Origin of the sequence: Micromonospora inyonensis (assembly GCF_900091415.1) — a bacterium.
GTDB lineage: Bacteria > Actinomycetota > Actinomycetes > Mycobacteriales > Micromonosporaceae > Micromonospora > Micromonospora inyonensis.
The window spans coordinates 2307600-2327172 of the sequence record NZ_FMHU01000002.1 but is presented as its reverse complement, the minus strand read 5'-3'; the positions used below and the strand labels follow the sequence as shown (position 1 = coordinate 2327172).

Sequence of the window (19573 nt, the reverse complement as noted above, 5' to 3'; positions counted from 1 at the left end):
ATCCTTTCCCGCGTTCGCGGAAACGGGACCGCCCCAGGTGACGCGTTGGGGACCGCCGCTCGTGACCCGGTGGGAGGGAGGATGTCCATCCCGCCGGTGGACCGGAGGGCCACCGGCGGGATGGCAGGTATGGGCCTACGCCGGACCGACAAGTGGGGACAGGACCTGCTGCGCCGCCGCGAGGACGTCCGACAGGCGAACTTCCTGGCACTCTTCGTCGACCTGGTGCTGGTCTTCGCTCTCTCCGGGGTGGTCAACCGGGTCGTCCGCGACGTCACCGACGACGACCCGGTCGTGCGGGTGCGGTCCCTGGGCTACCTCCTCGTCCTGGCGCTGCCACTGATCTGGCTGTGGATCACCACCGCGCACATCACCAGCTGGTTCGACCCCCGCCGACGCCGGATCCAGTGGATGGTGCTGGCCAGTGCCTTCGGGCTGCTGGTCATGTCGTCCTCCCTGCCGGAGGCGTTCTTCGGCCGGGGGATGGCGTTCGTCCTGCCGTACGTGCTCCTGCGTGTCGTCCGGCCGCTCATCCTGATTCCGGCCCTGCGCGGGCACGCGCTGCGCGACCTCTACCTGCGGTCGGTGCTCTGGTGCGCGATGTCCGCGGTGATCTGGTTCAGCGGCGCGGCCGTGGTTGGTGACGCGCGGGCCGCCGTGTGGGGGATCGCCATCACGGTGGACTTCGTCGCGGCGCAGCTGCGCTGGCCGGTGCCGGGGCTGCGACACCCGCCGGTCGGCCCGTGGGCGATGGACAGCGGATACCACCTTCCGGAGCGCTACCAGCAGCTCCTGTTGATCGCTCTGGGCGAGAGCGTGCTGGCGGCCGGCATCACCTTCACCGGTGAGCCCTTCACCATCGCCACCTGGACGGCGCTGGTGGTGGCGTTCCTGTCGACGGTGCTGCTGTGGCGGATCTACTTCTACCGCTCCGGGCAGGTGCTGGCCGAGGCGGTCGAGGCAGCCGGTGACCGCATCGCGGCCGGCCGGGCGGTCGGCGTGGCACACCTGGTCATGGTGGTGGGCATCGTCGCCACCGCGGTCGGCTTCGAGGTCGTCCTGAAGTACCCCGGCGGACGGCCCGAACCGACGTGGCTGGCGGCGATCCTCGGCGGGCCGGCGCTCTTCCTCTACGGCCGCATCCGCCTGGAACGTGTCGTGTTCAACCGCCTGTCGCGGCGCCGGGTCGTCGCCATCGCCGCCCTGGCGGCGGTGTCCGTGCCGCTCACGTTCGCCCCGCCGCTGGCAGCCTCGGTGGTCGCGATGGTCGTGCTGCTCGGGGTGGCGTCCGCCGACGCCTGGCACGCCGCCGGGCGTCCCAGCGAGACACCCTCACCGGCCCACTGAGTCCGGGACTTGTCGCCGTCGCGGCGGTTCCTCACCCGGTGCGGACCCCGGTCGCCCGCCGCGCGGGTCCGCCGTCCGGCCGGGGGTGCGGCTGTGCCCGGTCGTCGTCCGGCCGGTCGCGGTCGTCGGCGGGTCCCTCGATGCGGGTGACCGGGCAGACCACCAGGTCGTGGATCCGCCAGTCGAGGTCGCGGACCCGGGCGCCCAGGTCCTCCAGCCGTTCGACCAGCCGGTCGGTGCCGGGCACCGGCACGACGAGCAGTTCGCCGACGAAGACGTGGCCCTCCTCGCGCAGGCGTAGCCAGGCGTCGGCGATCCAGTCGTGGTCGCGGACGGCGGTGAGCAGCTCGTCGGGGAGGGGGTGCGGCCGGCTGCCGTCGACCACGCGGGGTCGGCTGTCCACGAGGTTGGCGACCGCGCTGCGCAGGGTGCGGACGCCGTCGCGGACGATGTCGCCCCCGATCACCAGCGCGGCCACCGCGTCGGCCCACCACAGGCCGGCGCCGATGCCGAGGACGCCGAGGATCGCCGCGCCGGCGGTCAGCCAGTCGGCCCGGTTCATCTCCGCGTCGGCGTGGAGCACCTTGTCGTGCAGCTGCCGGGCGATGCGCTGCTTGATCCGGCCGAGCAGGATGGCCGGCACCATCGTGGCGAACAGCACCGCGATCATCAGCCAGCCCAGCCAGAACCGGTGGCCGAACAGTTCGACCAAGCCGATCGGCGGCCGTTCCCGGGCGAGCAGCCGGACGGCGGAGTCGTAGACGACGTACCCGCCGAGGCCCAGCAGTGCCACCGACCCGGCCAGGAAGGCGATGCTGACCGAGCGGTGGTAGCCGTACGGGAAGCGGGGGTTGGGCCGGCGGTTGCGGAACCGGGCGGCGACCAGGAAGGCGACCGGCGGCACCAGACCGAGCATGTCCTCGATCCACGCGGCCTTCATCGCCTGGGACTGGCCGAGGGTGAACGCCAGCAGGGTGACCGCCACGAGGAAGAACCCGATGGTCCACCACTCCAGCCGTACCGCTCGCCGGTGCAGCGCGGCCTTCTCCGGCGGCAGCTCGAACCGGTCGTACACCTTCACGTCGCCGCCTCCTCCCGTTCGGCGTCGACCAGCAGCTCCTCGACCTCGCGGTGCGACAGCTCCAGCAGGAAGCGCTCCACCTCGACCTGCCAGCCGTTCTCGCCCAGGGGCACCGCCCACACGTGGTCGTGCTCGGCGAGGTCGTGCCCGCTGTCCCGCAGCCCCAGTTCGGTCAGCCGCCACTGGCCGACGACCACCGGCAGCCCCTCCCGACCGGTCACCTCGGGGACGGGCACCGGCACGGCGTCCTCGCCGCGCAGCGCGGCGATCTCGGCGCCACCGGCCGGGGCGGCCACCCGGGCACCCGCCAGGTCCGACGGGGCGGCCACCCCGTCGGGCACCGCCACGACCGTGCGCATGGTGACGTAGGGCCGGGTCAGCGAGGCCTGCTTCGTCCAGGGCGCCTTCGCGTCGAGTCCGCCGACCACCAGGTCGAGGACCCGGTCCTTCAGCGCCGCCATCAGCGTGGACTCCGAACCGGGGTGCCACTCGACCCGGGCGTCCAGCCGGTCCGCCAGGCGCTGCACCAGCCGTGCCTCGGCTCCGGTGACCGTGCCGTCGTCGGCGACCCGGGTCCAGGGCGACGCCTCGCTCACGCCGACCCGCAGCACCCCGCCGCGCACGTCGTCCAGCGTGGTGCCGGTGTCCCGTGGCCACCGGCAGCCGGACAGCAGCAGCAGGACCACGCCGACCAGTGCCATCGTCGTCCGGCACGTCCGTACTCGCCCACGGCGTCGCGTCACCACGTCCACCTGCCTCTAACGGGTCCGGGACCGTCGCGACGCCTCGTCGACGTTCCCGTCGGATCAACCGACGAGGTGCCCCTGGCCCCCGGGGCCGAAACCTCGCCCCGGCTCCGCCGGACCGTCGGCGCGACGACCGACGGCCCTGCCCGGCGACCGGGCAGGGCCGTCCATCGGGTTGGTCAGTCCTGCCGCTCGGCCGTGGCCACGTCGGGGGCGAACTGCGCCAGGGACACCGCGGTCGCGGCGGTGATCTCCTCGGGGCTGGCCGTTCCCGAGGCGGTGACGACGTCGACCCAGGCGTGCACGGAGCCCCGGGAGAACTCCTGCCCCTCCGGCGAGTTCGCCGCCGCGACCGGATCGTCGCTGACCTCCCCGGGAACGAACAGGGCCAGGGACAGGAGCGCGCCATCCCAACCGGGACCCACGTAGAGCGCGCCCGCGCCGCTGCCGGCCAGATCGACGGGTGCGGTGTGGACCAGTTCGAGTGCGGTGGCGTCCTCGTCGGTGGCGGACAGGCGCAGCTCGACAAGGCTCGTGGGTGCGCCGAAGGTCACCCGGAGCAGCCGGGGCGGTTCGCAGGTCAGGATCTCCCCGCCCGCGTTGCCCTCGAGCTGGAATTTCCCGCCGACCCGTAGGTCACCGCTCACCGGCAGGAACCAGCGCCGCAGCCGCTCCGGGTCGGTGACCGCGTGCCAGACGTCGTCGATCGGCGCGTCGTAGTCGCGCCGGAGCAGGACCGTGACGGTCTCACCGCTCTCGGAGGGCTCTCTGGTGACCTGGCGGTGGATGGCGCTGAGCTGGTTGACGATATCGATCATCGTTCTTCCGTTCCTGTTGGTCGGGGCCGTGACGCTATCAACAAAGGCTTATATAAGTCACGCCTGAACCGTTAACCGTGTCGACGGGTTCGCCCGGTGCCCGGTCACGGGCGCGATGTCCGGTTGGCTTGTCCGCGCGTACGGCCTATGGTGGGCCGATGCGCCCACTCGCCCGTCCCTTCCACGCCACCCCGGTGGCGGGTGCGGCGCTGCGCGGGGGAACCGGGAGCGCCGGTGTCGCGTGCCCGCCCACGGTGGTCCGCTGCGGGCTGCCGAGCCCGGTGCCGGCCGGTCGCGGCCCTCCCGGAGATGACCACCCAGTGGTCCACATCGGTCATCTCCCCAGGGCGAAGCGGCATACCGCTTGGCCCTTTTTCTTTTTCCCGGACACGGACGAGAGGGCATCGACATGAGCATCCAGACCCCGGACACGACCCAGCCGCAGTGGCTGACCGATCTGCGCGCCACGCTCGTCTCCCACTTCGAGGAGCAGAGCGCCAGGCTGACCCAACTGACCGCGGACACCGGAGACCCGCAGCAGGCGCACACCCAGGCGGCCCTGGTGGCGGCCACCCGGCAGAGCCTGGAGCAGATCACCGGCGCACTGCGGCGGATCGCCGAGGGGCGCTACGAGGTGTGCGAGAAGTGCGGCGGGGCGATCCCCGTCGAGCGCCTGCAGGCACTGCCGCACGCCCGGTTCTGCGTGCCGTGCCAGCAGAAGCACGGCCACTGACCGCTGCCCGCCGACGGTGGCGGGGCGTCGACGCGCCCCGCCACCCGCTCCGGGCCGTTCACCCGTGTGCCGAGGTGGGACGCCGCGACCGGAGACGTGCGGCGGTGCCGCCCGCCGCGCGGTTGCGGGCGACCACCGTCGGCCCGCTGCTGGTGACGGTCGCGTTCCAGGACTGTGTGACGCTCTGCCCGTCGGCGAAGGTCCAGACGACCGCCCAGTCCCGGATCGCCGAGGTGCCGGCGGTCACCTTCACCTCACCCTGGAAGCCGCCCTGCCGCTGCCCGACGACCGAGTACGTGGCAGCGCACCGGTTCGGCGGCGGCAGCGTGGGCGGCGGGCTGGTCGGGGGCGGGGTGGTGGGCGGAGCCGTGGTCGGCGGGGCTTCTGGCTGATCCAGTAGTCGACCGCCTCGTCGAGCGAGGCGGCGGCGCCCTCCTCGCCGTATCCGGTGGTGTCGTGCACCTCCAGGACGCAGATCAGCCGGTTCTCCTTGCACAGCGAGATCACCTGGGCCACGTCGTTCGACGGGCCCCAGCGCCTGCCGCTGCCGAGCACCACCCGGACCGTGTTCGCGCCGAGCGCCTTGACGTCGGCAAAGGAGTCGGTCCGGCCGGTGTACCAGACGTGCGGGTGGTTCACCCCGCGCATGACGAACGGTTGGCCGTTGGCCTCGACGATGGTGCCGTTCTCGACGTGCAGGCCGACGGCCGCGTGGGCGGGGGACACGAACAGCAGGACGGAGCTGACCAGCGTCAGCAACGCGGCACCGAAAAGGACGAGTGGTTTCTTCATGACCTACCTCGAAAGGGGGAGGCCCGCGACCGGGGCGATGGCCGGATCGCAGGCGTACGGGCCCGACGACCCGTTGCCCCGGACGGTCGTCGGTCAGCCCGCTGTGGGACGTCACAGGACGGCCCGGCTCGTGCAGAACGGTACGCATTGACGGTTGACGACGCACTGCGTACGCCCGGCCCGGAGCGGTACCGTGCCACGCGGGTACCGTGTCGGGAATGGACGGGCAGCAGGCCGGAACGGTGCCTTCCCACCCGCCGGGACGAGGCACCCTGGTGTTCCAGTACGCCACGGTGACAATCTTCCTGCTCGGCGCGCTCTACCCGCTGCTGGCCGCCGCGGCCGGCACCGGCGACTGGGCCGGGCTGGCGGACCCCGGCCTCAGCCGCTACGGCGATCCCAAAGAGTGGGACCCGCTGCTCGGAGGTCTCGAGGAGTCCTGGAACCCGCTCCTGTGGATCTTCGGGATCAGCAGGTTGGTCGTCATGGTCTCCGGGATCACCCTGCTGGGTGTCGTCGGCGTCGTCGCCGGGGTGGTCCGGCTCGTCGGCGGGGGAGTGGGGCGGGGCCGGTTCGTGGCGCTGCTGGTCGGCACGCTGCTCTGCGCGGCGGTCACCGTGGTCATGCTGACCCCGTACGGTGCCCAACTGCGCACCTGGCTACTCGACTAGCGACCTCCGCCCGGTGGAGCGCCACCCGCCGCACCCTGCGTGCGATGAGACGACGCTCGTCGTCGTGCGACCGGCTGTGCACGAAGTCGTCAGCTGACACGAGGACGGGTCAGGCCGAGGGTGGTGGCGGGGCGGGTGAGGTCGGCCGGCGTCGGGTCAGAGCGGAGGTCGGCCGCCAGGGCGGCGTGGGCGGCGGGCCGGAGCCGGACCTCGGCGGGGGCGATGTGGTCGGCGGTGACGAGGTCGGCCGGCGGCCCGGTGGTCGCCGAGGTCGAGGTGGGCACGGGTGATGTCGATCAGGTGGGCGGCGCGGTGTCCGGCGGGGAGCCGCTGCCAGGTGGTGCCGTAGGCGGCGTGCTGCTGCAGGGCGGCGTCGGGGCGGTCGACGTCACGGCTCGCGGCGTGCCGCCTGTGGGTCGGCGATGCCCGCCCCCACGCGCCGGATGCCCGGTCAACCCAGCGGGTCCAGCCTGACGGCCTGTTTGAGGAAGACGATGCCGTCGATCCTGCCGAGCTGGGCCGGGTCCAGCGGGAAGTAGGCGAAGTCGTGGGAGACGCGCGGGGTGGGTTCGGTGAGGGCCTGGGCCAGGCGGCGGGCGTCGACGAGGGAGTGGTCCCACGGGAGCGTGGACAGGATGCCCTCGACGGTGTCCGGGGGCGGGACGTCCTCGCCGGCCGTGCCGAGGGCTGAGGCCAGGAAGGCGTACCGGTCGCCCAAGTGGGTCGCGACGATCGCGCCCGCGCTCCACCACTCCAACTGCTGGTCGCCGAGCGCCATGAAGCTCCTGTTCCGCTGGAGGTGGAGGTTGGAGGCGTAGACCAGGGCCGGGCCGTGCGCGGCGACGGCGCGCAGGTTGGCGGCCATCATCCCGTCTCTCAGGGCCGACAGCCGGGTCCACCGTGCCGGGGACGCGTCGGCCATCCAGTAGTGGTAGCGGAGCAGGCCGATGGCGGTGCGCCCGTACAGTGCCGCCCGTTCCCGGTCCTCCGCGCTCAGCTGCGGTGCCTGCGTGTCGAGCAGCGCCACCAGGTCGTCGGCGATCAGCCGCAGCCGCTGGGCGTCGGCGGACCGGCCGATCGACCGGGACGGCTCCCAGGCCGTGGCCTCGTTCGACCACCGGTCGTCCGGGCCCAGCAGTGTGTCGAGGGTTTCGCTGGTCACCACGGTGTGGGGGAGCGGGCCGTCGAGGAGTGCGTGGAGGGCGGTGAGCGCCTGGCGCGGGCTTGCCGCCCAATACTCCAGAGGGCCGTCGAACCCGAAGAACCGTAGCTTCTCGTCATGCTTCTCGTTGTACGCCCGCATCCAGCGCACGAGGTCGCGGTTGGCCGGTGAGGCGCCGAAGCCGTGGCTGAAGCCGCGTTCCATGACGTCGTCGAGCGTGCCCGCGCCCGTCGTGAGGTAGTCGTCCACCACGAGGCCCATGAGACAGTCGCTCTCGATGGCGAACGACCGGTATCCCTCGTGCTCGACCAGATGCCGGAAGATCTCGTTGCGCAGTTCGCCCAACTCCCCCACGAAGTGCCTGGCCTCGCCCAGGCCGAGCAGCACGGGCCGAGCGGGAAGCGACCGGAGGAACGCCGAGAGGGCCGCGCCGTCGAGCGGCCGGGTCGTGTCCTTGATATCCATGCTGTAAACGCTATCGTTGAACACTCGGTGTAAACTTTTCCGGAGAATGCCGCCTCCCATCGCGATGGACCTTCAATCGGTGATGCATCCATGAGGCCAGTGGACCTGGCGCGCGAACACGGCCTGTCCACCCAGGCGATCAGGAACTACGAGGATGTCGGCATCCTGCCCACCGCCGAACGCACCGTCCACGGTTACCGCACCTACACGCCACTGCACGCCCAGGCGCTGCGCGCGTTCCTCGCCCTCGCGTCCGGGCACGGTCACCGGACGGCCACGTCGATCATGCAGGCGATCAACCGGGGCGCCACCGAGGACACGCTGCGGCTCATCGACGAGAGTCACGGCCAACTGCTCGACGACCGCCGCACCGTCCAGGCCGTCGAGGCCGCGCTCCGCGATCTGGCACCCGTGCCGCAGGAGCGCGGCGACACGTTCATCGGTCCGCTGGCCCGACGGCTCGGCCTCCGCCCGGCCACGCTGCGCAAATGGGAGAACGCCGGGCTGGTCCGGCCACGCCGCGATCCGCAGACGGGCTACCGGGTCTACGACGCGGCCGACGTCCGGGACGTCCGGCTGGCCCACCAGCTCAGGCGGGGTGGCTACCTGCTGGAGCAGATCGCCCCGCTGATCGCCGAGGTCCGCTCCGCCGGAGGCGTCGCCCCACTGGAGTCGACCCTGCGCGACTGGCAGGCCCGCCTTTCCGCCCGGGGCCGCGCCATGCTCAGGGGCGCCGCCGACCTGGACGCGTACCTCCGCGCCCGCGAACCCTGAGGCCGGATCACGGCCACCGGCGGTGCCGGAAGTGACCGCGTCGACGAGCGGGCGGACATGGGCTCCGCCCTCTGGCGATATCCACCGCAGGCGATCGGAATTCCTTCGCATCAGTCAAGTCGGCGCATGGTGAACTGACGGATAGGAATTGAACGATGGCTCTTTGTAGTGTGTGGACGGATGTGAACGCCCATGTTAAAGTCGGCCCCCGCGAGTGCCTTCGATGGGGGTGGGCGGGGATCCGATCGGACTGGCGTGCACGGGCGCCTGTTGCCGTCAACACGGGTCAACGCTGATTCGATACTGCTTGCTGGCCTGCTGTCTGCCGTCAGCCGAACGGATTCGACACGGTGTTGACCTGCGGATGATTTCCGAGGATCCGCGTTTTCAAGCTGACTTCAGCGTTATTCGGCGCGCCAATGGGCCGTGCGTCGGGGTCATTCCTCCCGTCGTGCCCTTGTCGCGTCTTCGACGCCTTCGAGATCTGATCTGAAGGGCAGAGGAATCTGATGGCATCTAATGCTCACCACGACGTGGTGGTAGTCGGGAACGGGGTCGTCGGCTCCTCCATCGCCTTCGAGCTGTCGCGCCGGGGGGCCCGCGTCGCCCGCATCGGCGAACCGAACCGGAAGTACGCGGCGTCGACGGCGTCCGGTGCCATGCTGGGCTGCTTCGGCGAGGTGACCACCGCGCTGCTGGCCACCGAACATGGCCGCGCCAAGCTGGCGGTCGACTACGAGGCGCGGGGGCTGTGGGCGGGTTGGGCCGAACTCCTGGCCGACGTCGCCGCCGACGAGCGTGCGCTGGTGACCTCGCGGGGCACCCTGGTGATGCTCAACAGCACCGGCTCCAAGGCGGTCGACACCGGCAACTTCCAGGCCATCGAGTCGACCCTGCGGACCTACGACGAGCCCTACGAGCGGGTGGACCCGCAGGACGACGCCTGGCTCGCACCGAACGACCTGCACCGGTCGCTGCTGGGGCTCTACATCCCGGGCGAGCGATCGGTCGACTCGGCGCTGCTGCTGACCAAACTCGACGCGGCGCTGCGCAACACGTCGGGGACGATCGTCGACGGACGGGCCCGCGTCCTGGTCACCCAGGGGGACCGCGTCACCGGCGTCGCCCTCGACGACGGGACGGTGGTCGGTGGCTACACGGTGATCGTCGCGGCCGGCGCGACCTCCCTCGACCTCCTCGCGACCTTCGAGGACGTCGCCCGGCGCGTCCCGCCCATGGTCAGCGGGTACGGCGTCTCGGTGGTCGTCGAGACCCCGGACGGCCGGGTGCCCGACTCCGTGCTCCGGACCCCGAACCGCTCCTTCGCCTGCGGCCTGCACTGCGTGCCCCGCGCCGACGGCAGCCTGTACATCGGCGCCACGAACATCATCTCTCCCGACCCCGGCAGTACGCGCTGCTGAGCGACGTGAAGTTCCTCATCGAGTGCGCCATGGACCAGCTGCACACCGGGCTGGAGGACGCCTCCCTGCAGAGGCTCCAGGTGGGCAACCGGCCGATCCCCGCCGACGGGTTCCCGCTCTTCGGCCGGCTCGACGGGATCGCCAACGTCTGGATGGCGACCGGCACCTACCGCGACGGCCTGCACCAGTCGCCACTGCTCGCGCAGCAGATGGCCGACATGCTCGGTGGCCGCGAGGCGCACCCGGCACTGCGGGACTTCGTGCCGGTCCGTCCACCGCTGCCGACCGGCACCCGGGAGGAGATCGTCGACACCGCGGTTGACCACATGCTGGGCACCGGGTGGGAGGCGAAGTGGACCGTCAACGGGGAGTGGCCCAGGATCCTCTCGTCGAACCTGCGTGCCACGTACCTCAGCATCGCCGAGAGCCTGCACCCGACCTTCACCCGCCGTCGGAGCTGCTGGTCGAGGTGGACGACGTGCTGGACGAGGCTCTGCACGACCCGCTGCGGCAGGGCCTGACGTCCTACTACAAGGAGTGGGAGTGAACCGGTCGGCTGGTCGCCTGACCGCCCGGGTCACACGTGCCCCGGGCGGCGTCGGGCCCTGCCGCAGTGGGATCACCCATCGCGCCAGGGCCCTCGACGTTTGACGCGGAGGTCGAACCGGCCGGACGGGTTCCGGTCAGGTCAGCGGATCCATGTAGAGCAGACGCAGGTTGTTCACCAGGGTCGCCTGGGCGATCAGGTACGCCGCCACCTGGGCCGGCGTCCAGGTCGGGTTGTTCTGGAGCACACGGGCGGCCGCGCCGGTGACGTGCGGTGCCGCCATCGACGTGCCGCTCACGACGTTCGTCATGGTGTCACCGCTGTGCCAGCTCGATCGGATGTTCACCCCGGGGGCGTAGATGTCCACGCAGTCACCCCAGTTGGAGAAGCTGGCCCGCACGTCGTTGCTCTGGAAGGCCCCGACCACGATCGCCTCGCGGACCGACTGGGGTGAGTAGTTGCAGGCGTTGGCGTTGCTGTTGCCGGCGGCGACCGCGTAGACCACTCCGTCCGCGATGGAGTTGGCCACCGCCGTGTTGAGCGAGGCGCTGAAACTGCCGCCGAGGCTGAGATTGGCCGCGGCCGGCTCGCCGGGGTCGTGGTCGGCGGTCACCCAGTCGATACCGCTGATGATTCCGGCCCACGTGCCGCTGCCGGAGCAGTTGATCACGCGTACCGGGACCAGGCGCACCTCCTTGGCCACGCCGTACGTCTTCCCGCCGACGATGCCGGCGACGTGGGTGCCGTGGCCGTTGCAGTCGTCGGCGGGCAGCGCGCCGTCGACCGCGTCGTAGCCGCCCCCGGCCCGCCAGCCGAACTCGACGTGGGTGTGCCGGAAGCCGCTGTCGATGATGTACGCGGTGGACCCGAGACCCGTGCTGGTGTAGCTGTAGGTGCCGGACAGCGTCGTGGTCCGCTGGTCGATGCGGTCGAGGTTCCACGGGGCGTTGAACTGTGTGGTCAGGATCTGCACGGTGTGGTTCTGTTCGACGAAGGCGACTGCCGGATCGGCGGCGAGGCGTCGGGCGGCCGGCTCGGACAGCCGTACCTCGAATCCGTTGAGCGCGTGGCCGTAACGGTGACCGACCGTCCCGCCGTAGCGGCCGGCGAGGTCGTCGGCCCGCTGCGCCACGGCACCGACCCGGGTGCCGGCCGGGCCGCCGACGGCGTCGTCCCGGAGAACGACGAGGTAGCTACCCGGGACGGCGGTGGCGCCGCCGGCCCGCAGGATCGCACCGCCGGCCGGTGCCGCGCTCACCGGAACAGCGGCCGTGGTGGCGACCACGGCCGAGATCGCGAGCACGCCGAGGACGCCGAGTCGGCGTCGTCGGGGGCGAAGGAGTGTCATCGATTCGGTCCTCCCTGCTCTGGCCGCCATGAACACCCAGGCGGGGGCGGGCGGTGGTGTGGACGGTACCGACGACGCTAACCAATCGATCCAGGTTAGTCGATGCTTTTGGGTGTTGCTCGCGCTGACGGAAAACTGCCGGTCAGTGCTCGGTCAGGGTGTGCACCAGTTCCGGCGACAGCGGTCGGTCGCTGTGGAGCAGTCGAACGGCGGAGGCGTCGGGGTTGTCCGCGTCGGGGCCACGCCAGACCAGCTCCAGTCCGACGCGTTCCACCGACCGCCGGGAGCGGTCGTTTCCTTCCAGCACGTAGGCGGTCAGCGGCAGGTCCGGGCGCAGGCGGTGCGCCTCGGTGATCGCCGCAGCGCTGATCTCCTGCGCGTGGCCCCGCCCCCAGAACCCGGGGAGGAGACGGAAGCCGAGGTTCCACGCGACGCCGTAGCGGACGAAGCAACCACCGATCCCGACGAAGGCGTCCCCGTCCGGCTCCGCCCGCCAGGCGGTCCAGATGCCGAGACCGTCCCGGTGCCACGCCGCGCGCCAGTTCTCGATCATCCGAGTGGTCTGTCCGGTGTCGTGGTGGCGGCTCAGGGGGTCAGGCCCCCACACCAGCGGGTCGGCGTACAGCGCGAACAGCACCGGCAGGTCCGCCGGGGTCGGCTTGCGCAGGATCAGAGGCCCGGTGGTGATGCCGTCCACGGAGCGCTCGACGTCAGACATGGGGCCATCGTGGCCCAACCTGGGTGCCCCACCAAGCCATTTGACCGGGGCCACCCGCGTAGACGCCCGGCGGCGGACCCGGGAGACGGCCGGACGTCGACGGGTGGCCGGTCGTCGGCCGCGAGGAGGAGGGGATCGAGCTGAGTCTGCTGATCATTGGGCCCGGGTTCGCGCCGTTCGAGTCCGCCTCGCAGTGCAACGACCACCCGGCGCTGAAGGTCGGGGCGCGACTCAACGCCGTGGTCGATCCGACCGACGGGCTGTACGTCATCGTTGCCTGACCCCGGAGCGCCCGATCGGGGTGGTCAGTATCCGTGGGGCGTGAGGACATCCACGAAGATCGGGTCGGGCTCCGTGCCTCCGAGCGTGATCGAGTCGTACATGACGTACCCGTAGTAGGCGTTGGCGTCGATCACCCTGTTGTTGCCCACGTAGACACCGGTGTGGTCGAGGTCGCCGCCGTACCGGATGCCGTCGTTGGGGTCCGTGTCCCAGAAGACGAGGTCGCCGGGGCGGGGATCGCTGGTGCGGCGTCCCTGGTTGATCTGCCCCTGCAACCAGTAGTTGAGCTGGAGGCCCCGGCCGGTCGCCCGGTACGTGCCGTCCCAGATGGCGTGCCGGTTGAGGCATTCGCAGTCGACCGCCGCCGTCCCACACGTCCACCCGTAGGCCAGCCGGTACGGTGTGCCCAGGTAGGCCTCGGCGGCGTCCACGACGTGGGCGCGCACACCCGCCGCCTGCGCCGGACCTGCCGGGACGAGCGTCAGCCCCGCGGCGGCCAGTATGCCGCTCACCGCCGTTGCGGCCACCCGCCGCGCCGTCCGCCGCCTGTGGGTCATTGGGTGGGAGTGGCCCGCTCGGCGTCCGCATTCACGCCGCTTCGGCTGCGACCCGCGCCCACCCTGCCCCGCCTAGCGCTTCGCCAGCTCGCTCAGCTGGTCGAAGGTCCGCACGAGCACCGCGCGCCGCTGCTCCTTGTATTCCGCGGCGGGCTCCAGATCGTCGATCGTCCGGTCCCAGACGGCCAGGTAGCTGCTCTTCCAGTCGGCAATCGTCTCCGGGGCGGGCAGGCTGGCCCCGACGTACCCCTGCGCGGCGATGAGCCCGAGCAACTCCAGATTGCAGGGCACCGCGACGCCCCAGTACTCGTCGGGCTCGATGCCGACCGGATCGCCGGACATCGCCTCGGCGATCTCGGAGATCAGCCGCCCGGTCAGGTCGGACAGATGGTCGGCGGCCGTGTCGCCGTCGAAGTTGCCGCTGCCCCAGGTGCCCATTGGTCCTCGCTCCGTCCCGTGCCCGATCGTCGGGCGGGATTGAACCAGGCGCCACCGACATCGCCGCGGGGAGCCGGCCGGTACTACGCGAACGTGTACGGCGTCAGGTACTCCGGCACCAGGATCCGGGTTCCCGGCGCGACCCTGCGCACGGCGGCGAGGAACGCGTCGAGCCGGTTCCGGTCACCCGGCGTGACCGTCGGCGGGTTCCGCAGCGCCACCTCGAAGTGGTCCCAGTGCACCGGCACCACGGTGGCCGGCCAGTCGAGCGCGGCCAGCAGACGCGGCACGTAGGCCGGGGTGACATCGGTGTTCGGCACCGCGATCATCGCGACGTCCGGGGCGATGCCGGCGAGGTTCCGCTCGACGAAGTCGCTCGCACCCATGAAGAACACCGACGGCCCGCCCCGGGGTGTCAGCAGGAACGAGAGGGTGTCCCCCTCCGGCAGGTCCTCGACCTTCTCCGGCCGGGCCGGGACGGCGACGCGGACCCCGGGAAAGGCCATCGAGTACGAGCCGTTGCGGCTGTGCAGCGACGCCACCACCTCGACGGTGTGGTCGCCGAAGTCCAGTACCTCGCCGCCCTTGACCGGGCTGAGCTGGGAGGTGGGCAGGCCGTACGCCATCCCGAGGTGGTACGCGGTGAGCGTGCCGAACATCCGGGCGCCGGAGCGACCCGCGATGTGCGGTACGTCGTTGAAGTGGTCCCAGTGCGTGTGCGTCACCAGGATCGTCCGTGGGGTGCCCGGTATGTCGGCGATGCGGGCGGTGTCGACGGTCAGCCCGGTGGCCGGGTCGAACGTCCCGTCGAACAGCCCGGTGTGGAAGCGGCTCAGGTACGGGTCCACCAGCACGGTCGTCGTACCGATGTCGATCCGCCAGCCGGAGGTCCCCAGCCAGCGGAACGACGCGCCGGAACCGGCCGACCGGCGTCGACGTGGCGTGGCGGACCCGGCGGACCCGGTCGCGACGGTGGCGACCGCCGTGGACAGTGCCGCTCCGGCGGCGGTACCGAGGAACCGGCGGCGGGCGAGTGGTGAGTCGGTCATGGCAGGCAGCCAACCACCGCCGGGCGCGACGCGTCCAAGACGACCGGGGCGCACCCGTGATAGCCGTCGGCATATCGGTCCTGCGTGCCGTAGCCCGTGGCGGTGCCGGCTGAGGCGGTGGTCACATCGCGCGCAGCGCCTCGACCGCCATCCGGGCGGCTTCCCCCATCGCGAGGTCGACGTCGATGCGCCGGGTGGTCAACCGCCGGGTCTGGGCGAACACCGCGACCGCGTACCGGCCGCCGTCCGGGTACCGCACCACGCCGGCCTCCATGTGCAGCCCCGGCAGGGTGCCGGTCTTCGCGGCCACCGGGACGTCCGGCGGGAAGCCGGACGGCAACCGTGTCCAGAACAACTGCCGCGACATCAGGTCGCGGACCATCGCGCACGCGGCGGGCGGCCCGGCTTCGTCCCGCCAGACCAGGGTCAACAACCGGGTGATCTCCCGCGCGGTGCTGGACGTGGTCTTGTCGGGGTCGAACACCCGGAGTGCTCGTATCCGGTGCTCGGGGAGCGTGGCGAAGATCCGGGCGAACTCGGCGGCGTCGCGCGCCCCGACGTCGGCGAACATGGTCTCCAGGAGTTGCCGGGGTCCGCCGATCACCCGGGTGCGGGGAAGTCCCAACTCGGCGGCGAGCAGCGGGAGCAGGTCCGGACCGACCCGACGCATGAGCAGGTCGGCGGCGGTGTTGTCGCTGACCGACATGGTGAAGTACGCCAGGTCGCGCAGGGACAGCTCCACGTCATCCGCGCAGCCGGCCGTACCCCAGCCGCCCAGCCGGTCCTCGGCGCGGACCACCACCCGCTCGGTGGGGTCCAGCTGCCCGTCCGCGGCCTGCCGCGCGAACTCCAGCACCAGGAGGATCTTGAACACGGAGGCGATCACGACCTGTTCGTCCGCGCCCACGCCGATCTCGTGGCCGGTGTCGATGTCGACCGCGTGCAGGCGCGCGTCGACCCCCACGCGTGTGAAGACGTCCCCCGGCAGCATGGTCGTCACCCTAGCTATCTTGGGTCTGGTGGATCTTCTCCGGCACCTGCGCTACTTCGTGGTGGTGGCCGAGGAGCTGCACTTCGGCCGCGCCGCCGAGCGGCTCGGCATCGCCCAGCCCCCGCTGAGTCAGGCGATCCAGCGGCTGGAGCGGGAGTTGGGCGTCGAGCTGTTCGACCGCTCCCGGCGCCGGGTCGACGTCAGCGCCGCCGGTCGGCTGCTGGTGGAGCAGGCGCGCGGGCTGCTCGCCGGCGAGGAGCGGATGCGCGCGCTCATGCGGATGGTGCACGAGGGCAGTCTGGGTGCGCTGCGCGCCGGCGTACCGCCGGAGACACCCGCAGTCGCCCTCCAGGCTCTCCTGCGACGGCTGGCCGAGCGGGTACCGGGGCTCGACGTCGACCTGCAGGAGCTGACCACGGGCGAGCAGCTACGGATGCTCGCCGATGCCCGGCTCGACATCGGGCTGCTCCACCACCCGGTCGACGTGGCGGACCTGCGGTTCGGTCCCGCCGTACGGGTGCGGCTCGGGGTGGTGCTGCCGCGTGTGTCGCCCCTGGCCCGGCTGCCCGAACTGGCTCTCGCCGACCTCGCCGGCCACGACCTCGTCCTGCCGCCTCGCGTCACCGCCCCGGGTTGGCACGACCACGTCACGGACGTGTGCCGGGAACACGGTTTCGCACCGGCCCGAATCCGGCACGCCCGCAACCCGGAGTTCCTCATCGGTCTGGTGCTCGCCGGGCGGGGCGTGGCGTTCGAACCGGAGAGCGCCGTCCGCCGGGAGCCGCGCGTGGTCTGGCGACCGGTCGCCGGTCACCCCCTGGTCCGGACCACGTCCGCCGCGTGGCCCGCGCAGTCGCCGCACCCTGCGGCGGAGCGGTTCGCCGACATCGCCGCCGACACGCTGGCCGAGGGGGCGGCCGCTCCGGCGGCGCTGCGGACGCCCGCGGTGCCGGACCCCTGGACGATCGTCTACGCCCCACGTGCCACCGGACCCTGAGCTGCGTGAGGGCCTGCGAGCGCTCCGCCGGTGTCACGGATCGCGGCGACGTATCGGCACGTCGTAGGTCGATGGCGAACCGCACGCGACTCTCACCGTCACGGCACGCGATCGCCAACGCGTCGCAGCGCTGTCGCGCGATCCAGAGCCCGCGCGGTCACGGCCTGTCCCTGGGCCAGGACCTCGTGGATGAACGGGAGCAGCCCGGTGACGAACTCGTCGTCGGTGTCGTAGAACATGACGTCATGGGTGAGCGCCGCCGGCTCGGTCATCGCCTCGCTCCACCCGACCTGCGGATCGTCGCCCGGCAGGCGCCTGTCGACATTCCTGCCCCCTCCGCTGCGGTCAACCCGCGCGCAGCGGTTGACCCAACCGGTACACCGGTCGCCCGGCGCCGTCGCGTCGATCGTGGCCACGGCCGGAAACCGGACAGTCCCACCTGGAGCGGTGGAATACGGCCGGCCGGCGCCGGTGGTCCCCACGCTCGGCAGGGCCGCCTTCGTCGCGGACCGCCCGCCGAGAAAACCTGCGTCAGGTTGCCTAGATTTCCTCGGCGGCGTGGGGTAGCCTTCTTCACGTCGAGAACAGAGAACCGTAAGGACGCAGACGAACTGCCCGGCCGTGAGGTCACGACGGGCGGCTGTGGGGGAGCCGGGACATTTCGGGCTCCAGTTCGTGTCCGCCATGCGTGTCGGGGCCATGAAGTCGCGTGGGCGCCGCCGCCGGTGGACAGCTCAGCAAGGGAAACGAAGAGGAAAGGGAGGGTTTCGCACCGTTGGATCGCCCGCTGTCAGCCGCGAATCCAGGCTGCGCGGACACCGTAGTTTCCATCGAACGAAAGGTGGTCTCCGGTCACGCTTACGCGATCCCCGCACTCGAAGCCGTCACATCCGGCCGGTGCGGATGCGACTGCCCGACACGTCTGTCGGCAGTTGGTGTTCTGACCCGTAACCCTGGGCCCCGGCGCGAAAGCGCCGGGGCCCTCGACGTGGAGGTGGCATGGGGCAACACCCCGACGACATGTTCGGCGACGAGGACTACCCCGCCTACACCATCGGCCAGGCCGCCGAGATGCTCGGCATCTCGCAGGACTTCCTACGCCGCCTGGACGAGGCGAAACTGATCGACCCGCACCGCTCCGCCGGCGGCCACCGCCGCTACTCCCGTCGTCAGCTGCGTCTGGCCGCCCGTACCCGGGAGATGGTGGACCAGGGCACCGCCCTCGATGCCGCCTGCCGGATTATCACGCTGGAGGACCGCCTCGAAGAGGCGCTGCGGCACAACGGGGAGCGGCAGGGGACGCAGCAACCCGGTTGACGCCGGCCCGGCGGCCGTGACCGGTCGGCGGCCCGCTCAGAAGGTGTGCAGTTCCAGGGAGAGCCCGTCGGATTCCCAGGCGGGGAAGAGCACCGCGACCCAGTCGTCCGCGCCGCCGGCAAGGTAACCGGGGTAGCGGCCGAGTTGGTGGCCGGTCCGTACGTCGTAGACGAACACGCACGGCCGATCGTCCTTCCGGCCGCTGACCGCCACGACGCTGTCGGTCACGATCGCCCGCCAGGCCGTCGCGCCAGCGGCCAGTACCGGGTCCGGCGCGGTCCACCGGGACGCGCCGGTGGTCATGTCGAGGAGGGCCAGTTCGCCCACGTCGGTGGCGTGCCGTATCAGCACGGACCGGTCGTTCCCGGCGATCGGCACGCCGGAGGTGGCACTCTCCCACGCTTTCCGGCCGGTCCGCAGGTCGACCAGCTGCGGCTGGCCGGACGCGGTGACCGCGACGAGCCGGGTGCCGGTCCCGATCTGATCCTGCCTGCTCCCGTCGTGTGCCAGCTGCTGGGCACAGTCGCACTTCTGGGTACGTCCGCTGAAGACCTCACCGGACCACCCTCGGGCACCGGTGGCCGCGTTGACGGTGGTGATACCGACGGTGCAGTCCGTCCCGTTCCCGCGCAGAGCGTTGTCGGTGGTCACCAGCAGGTCTCCGGCGACGAAGCTGCCCCAGGCCCGGTTCGGCAGACGCCCGGCACCGGGCCTGCCGGTGGCGACCGCGACGGTGGTGTACGCGTTGGTGGTGTCGCTCAACCACACCGCCACGTACGGCGTGGCGGGCGGGGCGTACGGCGCCTGCCCGCCGAGCGCCTCGTCGCTCACCTCGGCGGAGCGGGCGGCGGGCAGTTTCCACAGCTGCCGGCCGTCCCGAGGGTCCCGGGCGACGAGCGCACACGTTGCCCGGGACCCGGTGCCGACGCACTGTCGGAGGTAGACGGCCCGCTGGTGGACGACGACGTCCTGGGCGTCCCCGGCCCGCCAGCGGGTGGCGCCGGTGGCCGCGTCGAGCACCTCCAACTGCTTCTCCTCGTCGGCAACGACGACGATCAGAGCGCCGCCCTCAACTGGCTGCTGCGACGGCCCACGGTCTCATCGGTCGTCATCGGTGCCCGCAACGAGGCGCAGCTCCGCCAGAACCTCGGTGCCGTCGGGTGGACGTTGACCGCTGACCAGATGGCCCGGCTCGGCGCGGCGAGCGAACGGACGGCGCCCTACCCGCACTTCCCGTACCACCGTCAGGAGGGTTTCGCCCGCCTGAACCCGCCGGTCGTGCGCGGCGCGGACCGACCGGCCGCATGACCACGCCCGGG

General features: G+C 71.7%; 24 protein-coding genes. 9 read left to right on the top strand and 15 right to left on the bottom strand.

The annotated features are described in order from the left end of the window. Nucleotides 1-81 precede the first annotated feature (81 nt). Complete coding sequence (locus GA0074694_RS24755) at nucleotides 82-1347, top strand: low temperature requirement protein A (RefSeq protein ID WP_176738108.1); 1266 nt, start codon at nucleotides 82-84, stop codon at nucleotides 1345-1347. 31 nt (nucleotides 1348-1378) lie between these two features. Here GA0074694_RS24755 and GA0074694_RS24750 read toward each other — a convergent pair whose 3' ends face one another. The 3 genes from GA0074694_RS24750 to GA0074694_RS24740 form a co-directional block, all read right to left on the bottom strand. Further along, the gene (locus GA0074694_RS24750; RefSeq protein WP_091462439.1) at nucleotides 1379-2428 is read right to left on the bottom strand and encodes a cation diffusion facilitator family transporter; all 1050 of its coding nucleotides are present in this window, start codon (nucleotides 2426-2428) and stop codon (nucleotides 1379-1381) included. Beyond that, entirely contained in the window at nucleotides 2425-3129 is a 705-nt protein-coding gene (locus GA0074694_RS24745) for a substrate-binding periplasmic protein (protein ID WP_091462438.1), read from the bottom strand. The genes GA0074694_RS24750 and GA0074694_RS24745 overlap by 4 nt, the downstream gene beginning before the upstream one ends. A 224-nt stretch (nucleotides 3130-3353) precedes the next feature. Next, nucleotides 3354-3992: an SRPBCC family protein gene (locus GA0074694_RS24740; protein ID WP_091462437.1), complete on the bottom strand. Its 639-nt coding sequence runs from the start codon at nucleotides 3990-3992 to the stop codon at nucleotides 3354-3356. Nucleotides 3993-4401: 409 nt separating this feature from the next. Here GA0074694_RS24740 and GA0074694_RS24735 point away from each other — a divergent pair, with 409 nt between their 5' ends. Further along, a complete protein-coding gene (locus tag GA0074694_RS24735; protein ID WP_091462436.1) occupies nucleotides 4402-4725 on the top strand; it encodes a TraR/DksA family transcriptional regulator in 324 nt (107 codons plus the stop codon). 58 nt (nucleotides 4726-4783) lie between these two features. On the opposite strand, the gene GA0074694_RS33990 is transcribed toward GA0074694_RS24735, so the two are convergent. Continuing rightward, on the bottom strand, nucleotides 4784-4972 hold the full coding sequence (locus tag GA0074694_RS33990) for a cellulose binding domain-containing protein (RefSeq protein ID WP_342670945.1): 189 nt from the start codon (nucleotides 4970-4972) through the stop codon (nucleotides 4784-4786). A 2-nt stretch (nucleotides 4973-4974) separates the two neighbouring features. Beyond that, on the bottom strand, nucleotides 4975-5517 hold the full coding sequence (locus tag GA0074694_RS24730) for a cellulase family glycosylhydrolase (protein ID WP_342670944.1): 543 nt from the start codon (nucleotides 5515-5517) through the stop codon (nucleotides 4975-4977). A gap of 218 nt (nucleotides 5518-5735) precedes the next feature. On the opposite strand from GA0074694_RS24730, the gene GA0074694_RS24725 reads away from it, so the two are divergent. Beyond that, nucleotides 5736-6188 carry a hypothetical protein gene (locus GA0074694_RS24725; protein ID WP_091462433.1) on the top strand — a complete coding sequence of 151 codons (453 nt, stop codon included), beginning with the start codon at nucleotides 5736-5738 and terminating at the stop codon, nucleotides 6186-6188. An 89-nt stretch (nucleotides 6189-6277) separates the two neighbouring features. On the opposite strand, the gene GA0074694_RS24720 is transcribed toward GA0074694_RS24725, so the two are convergent. Next, nucleotides 6278-6472, bottom strand: coding sequence for a hypothetical protein (locus GA0074694_RS24720; RefSeq protein WP_091462430.1), 195 nt, complete (start codon nucleotides 6470-6472; stop codon nucleotides 6278-6280). A gap of 167 nt (nucleotides 6473-6639) precedes the next feature. Beyond that, nucleotides 6640-7815, bottom strand: a complete 1176-nt coding sequence (locus GA0074694_RS24715) for an erythromycin esterase family protein (protein ID WP_091462428.1) — start codon at nucleotides 7813-7815, stop codon at nucleotides 6640-6642. Nucleotides 7816-7905: 90 nt separating this feature from the next. Between GA0074694_RS24715 and GA0074694_RS24710 the strand changes: the two genes are divergently transcribed. From GA0074694_RS24710 to GA0074694_RS33780, 3 genes are all read left to right on the top strand, one after another. Beyond that, on the top strand, nucleotides 7906-8589 hold the full coding sequence (locus tag GA0074694_RS24710) for a TioE family transcriptional regulator (RefSeq protein ID WP_091462425.1): 684 nt from the start codon (nucleotides 7906-7908) through the stop codon (nucleotides 8587-8589). 509 nt (nucleotides 8590-9098) lie between these two features. Continuing rightward, nucleotides 9099-10010, top strand: coding sequence for an FAD-dependent oxidoreductase (locus GA0074694_RS33785; RefSeq protein ID WP_218105806.1), 912 nt, complete (start codon nucleotides 9099-9101; stop codon nucleotides 10008-10010). A 5-nt stretch (nucleotides 10011-10015) separates the two neighbouring features. Continuing rightward, a complete protein-coding gene (locus tag GA0074694_RS33780) occupies nucleotides 10016-10531 on the top strand; it encodes an FAD-dependent oxidoreductase (RefSeq protein WP_218105805.1) in 516 nt (171 codons plus the stop codon). A gap of 162 nt (nucleotides 10532-10693) precedes the next feature. On the opposite strand, the gene GA0074694_RS24700 is transcribed toward GA0074694_RS33780, so the two are convergent. From GA0074694_RS24700 to GA0074694_RS24675, 6 genes are all read right to left on the bottom strand, one after another. Beyond that, nucleotides 10694-11905 carry a S8 family peptidase gene (locus GA0074694_RS24700; RefSeq protein ID WP_091462423.1) on the bottom strand — a complete coding sequence of 404 codons (1212 nt, stop codon included), beginning with the start codon at nucleotides 11903-11905 and terminating at the stop codon, nucleotides 10694-10696. A 142-nt stretch (nucleotides 11906-12047) separates the two neighbouring features. Beyond that, nucleotides 12048-12623, bottom strand: a complete 576-nt coding sequence (locus GA0074694_RS24695; protein WP_091462420.1) for a GNAT family N-acetyltransferase — start codon at nucleotides 12621-12623, stop codon at nucleotides 12048-12050. 305 nt (nucleotides 12624-12928) lie between these two features. Beyond that, on the bottom strand, nucleotides 12929-13417 hold the full coding sequence (locus tag GA0074694_RS24690; RefSeq protein ID WP_176738106.1) for a C40 family peptidase: 489 nt from the start codon (nucleotides 13415-13417) through the stop codon (nucleotides 12929-12931). 117 nt (nucleotides 13418-13534) lie between these two features. Further along, complete coding sequence (locus tag GA0074694_RS24685; RefSeq protein ID WP_091462415.1) at nucleotides 13535-13900, bottom strand: DUF4259 domain-containing protein; 366 nt, start codon at nucleotides 13898-13900, stop codon at nucleotides 13535-13537. 83 nt (nucleotides 13901-13983) lie between these two features. After that, nucleotides 13984-14949 (bottom strand): MBL fold metallo-hydrolase, encoded by a 966-nt coding sequence (locus GA0074694_RS24680; RefSeq protein WP_091462413.1) that lies wholly within the window; start codon nucleotides 14947-14949, stop codon nucleotides 13984-13986. Nucleotides 14950-15070: 121 nt separating this feature from the next. Then, a complete protein-coding gene (locus tag GA0074694_RS24675; RefSeq protein ID WP_091463915.1) occupies nucleotides 15071-15940 on the bottom strand; it encodes a serine hydrolase in 870 nt (289 codons plus the stop codon). Between the two features lie 28 nt (nucleotides 15941-15968). On the opposite strand from GA0074694_RS24675, the gene GA0074694_RS24670 reads away from it, so the two are divergent. Beyond that, entirely contained in the window at nucleotides 15969-16937 is a 969-nt protein-coding gene (locus GA0074694_RS24670) for a LysR family transcriptional regulator (RefSeq protein ID WP_091463911.1), read from the top strand. 98 nt (nucleotides 16938-17035) lie between these two features. Here GA0074694_RS24670 and GA0074694_RS24665 read toward each other — a convergent pair whose 3' ends face one another. Beyond that, complete coding sequence (locus GA0074694_RS24665) at nucleotides 17036-17353, bottom strand: DEAD/DEAH box helicase family protein (protein WP_091462410.1); 318 nt, start codon at nucleotides 17351-17353, stop codon at nucleotides 17036-17038. 583 nt (nucleotides 17354-17936) lie between these two features. Here GA0074694_RS24665 and GA0074694_RS24660 point away from each other — a divergent pair. Then, on the top strand, nucleotides 17937-18254 hold the full coding sequence (locus GA0074694_RS24660; RefSeq protein ID WP_091462407.1) for a helix-turn-helix domain-containing protein: 318 nt from the start codon (nucleotides 17937-17939) through the stop codon (nucleotides 18252-18254). Nucleotides 18255-18290: 36 nt separating this feature from the next. Here the strand turns inward: GA0074694_RS24660 and GA0074694_RS33275 are convergent, their stop codons facing one another. Next, nucleotides 18291-19274 (bottom strand): outer membrane protein assembly factor BamB family protein, encoded by a 984-nt coding sequence (locus GA0074694_RS33275; RefSeq protein ID WP_245715038.1) that lies wholly within the window; start codon nucleotides 19272-19274, stop codon nucleotides 18291-18293. On the opposite strand from GA0074694_RS33275, the gene GA0074694_RS33270 reads away from it, so the two are divergent. Next, the gene (locus GA0074694_RS33270; RefSeq protein WP_245714889.1) at nucleotides 19209-19562 is read left to right on the top strand and encodes an aldo/keto reductase; all 354 of its coding nucleotides are present in this window, start codon (nucleotides 19209-19211) and stop codon (nucleotides 19560-19562) included. The two genes, GA0074694_RS33275 and GA0074694_RS33270, sit on opposite strands and share 66 nt — an antisense overlap. Nucleotides 19563-19573 lie beyond the last annotated feature (11 nt).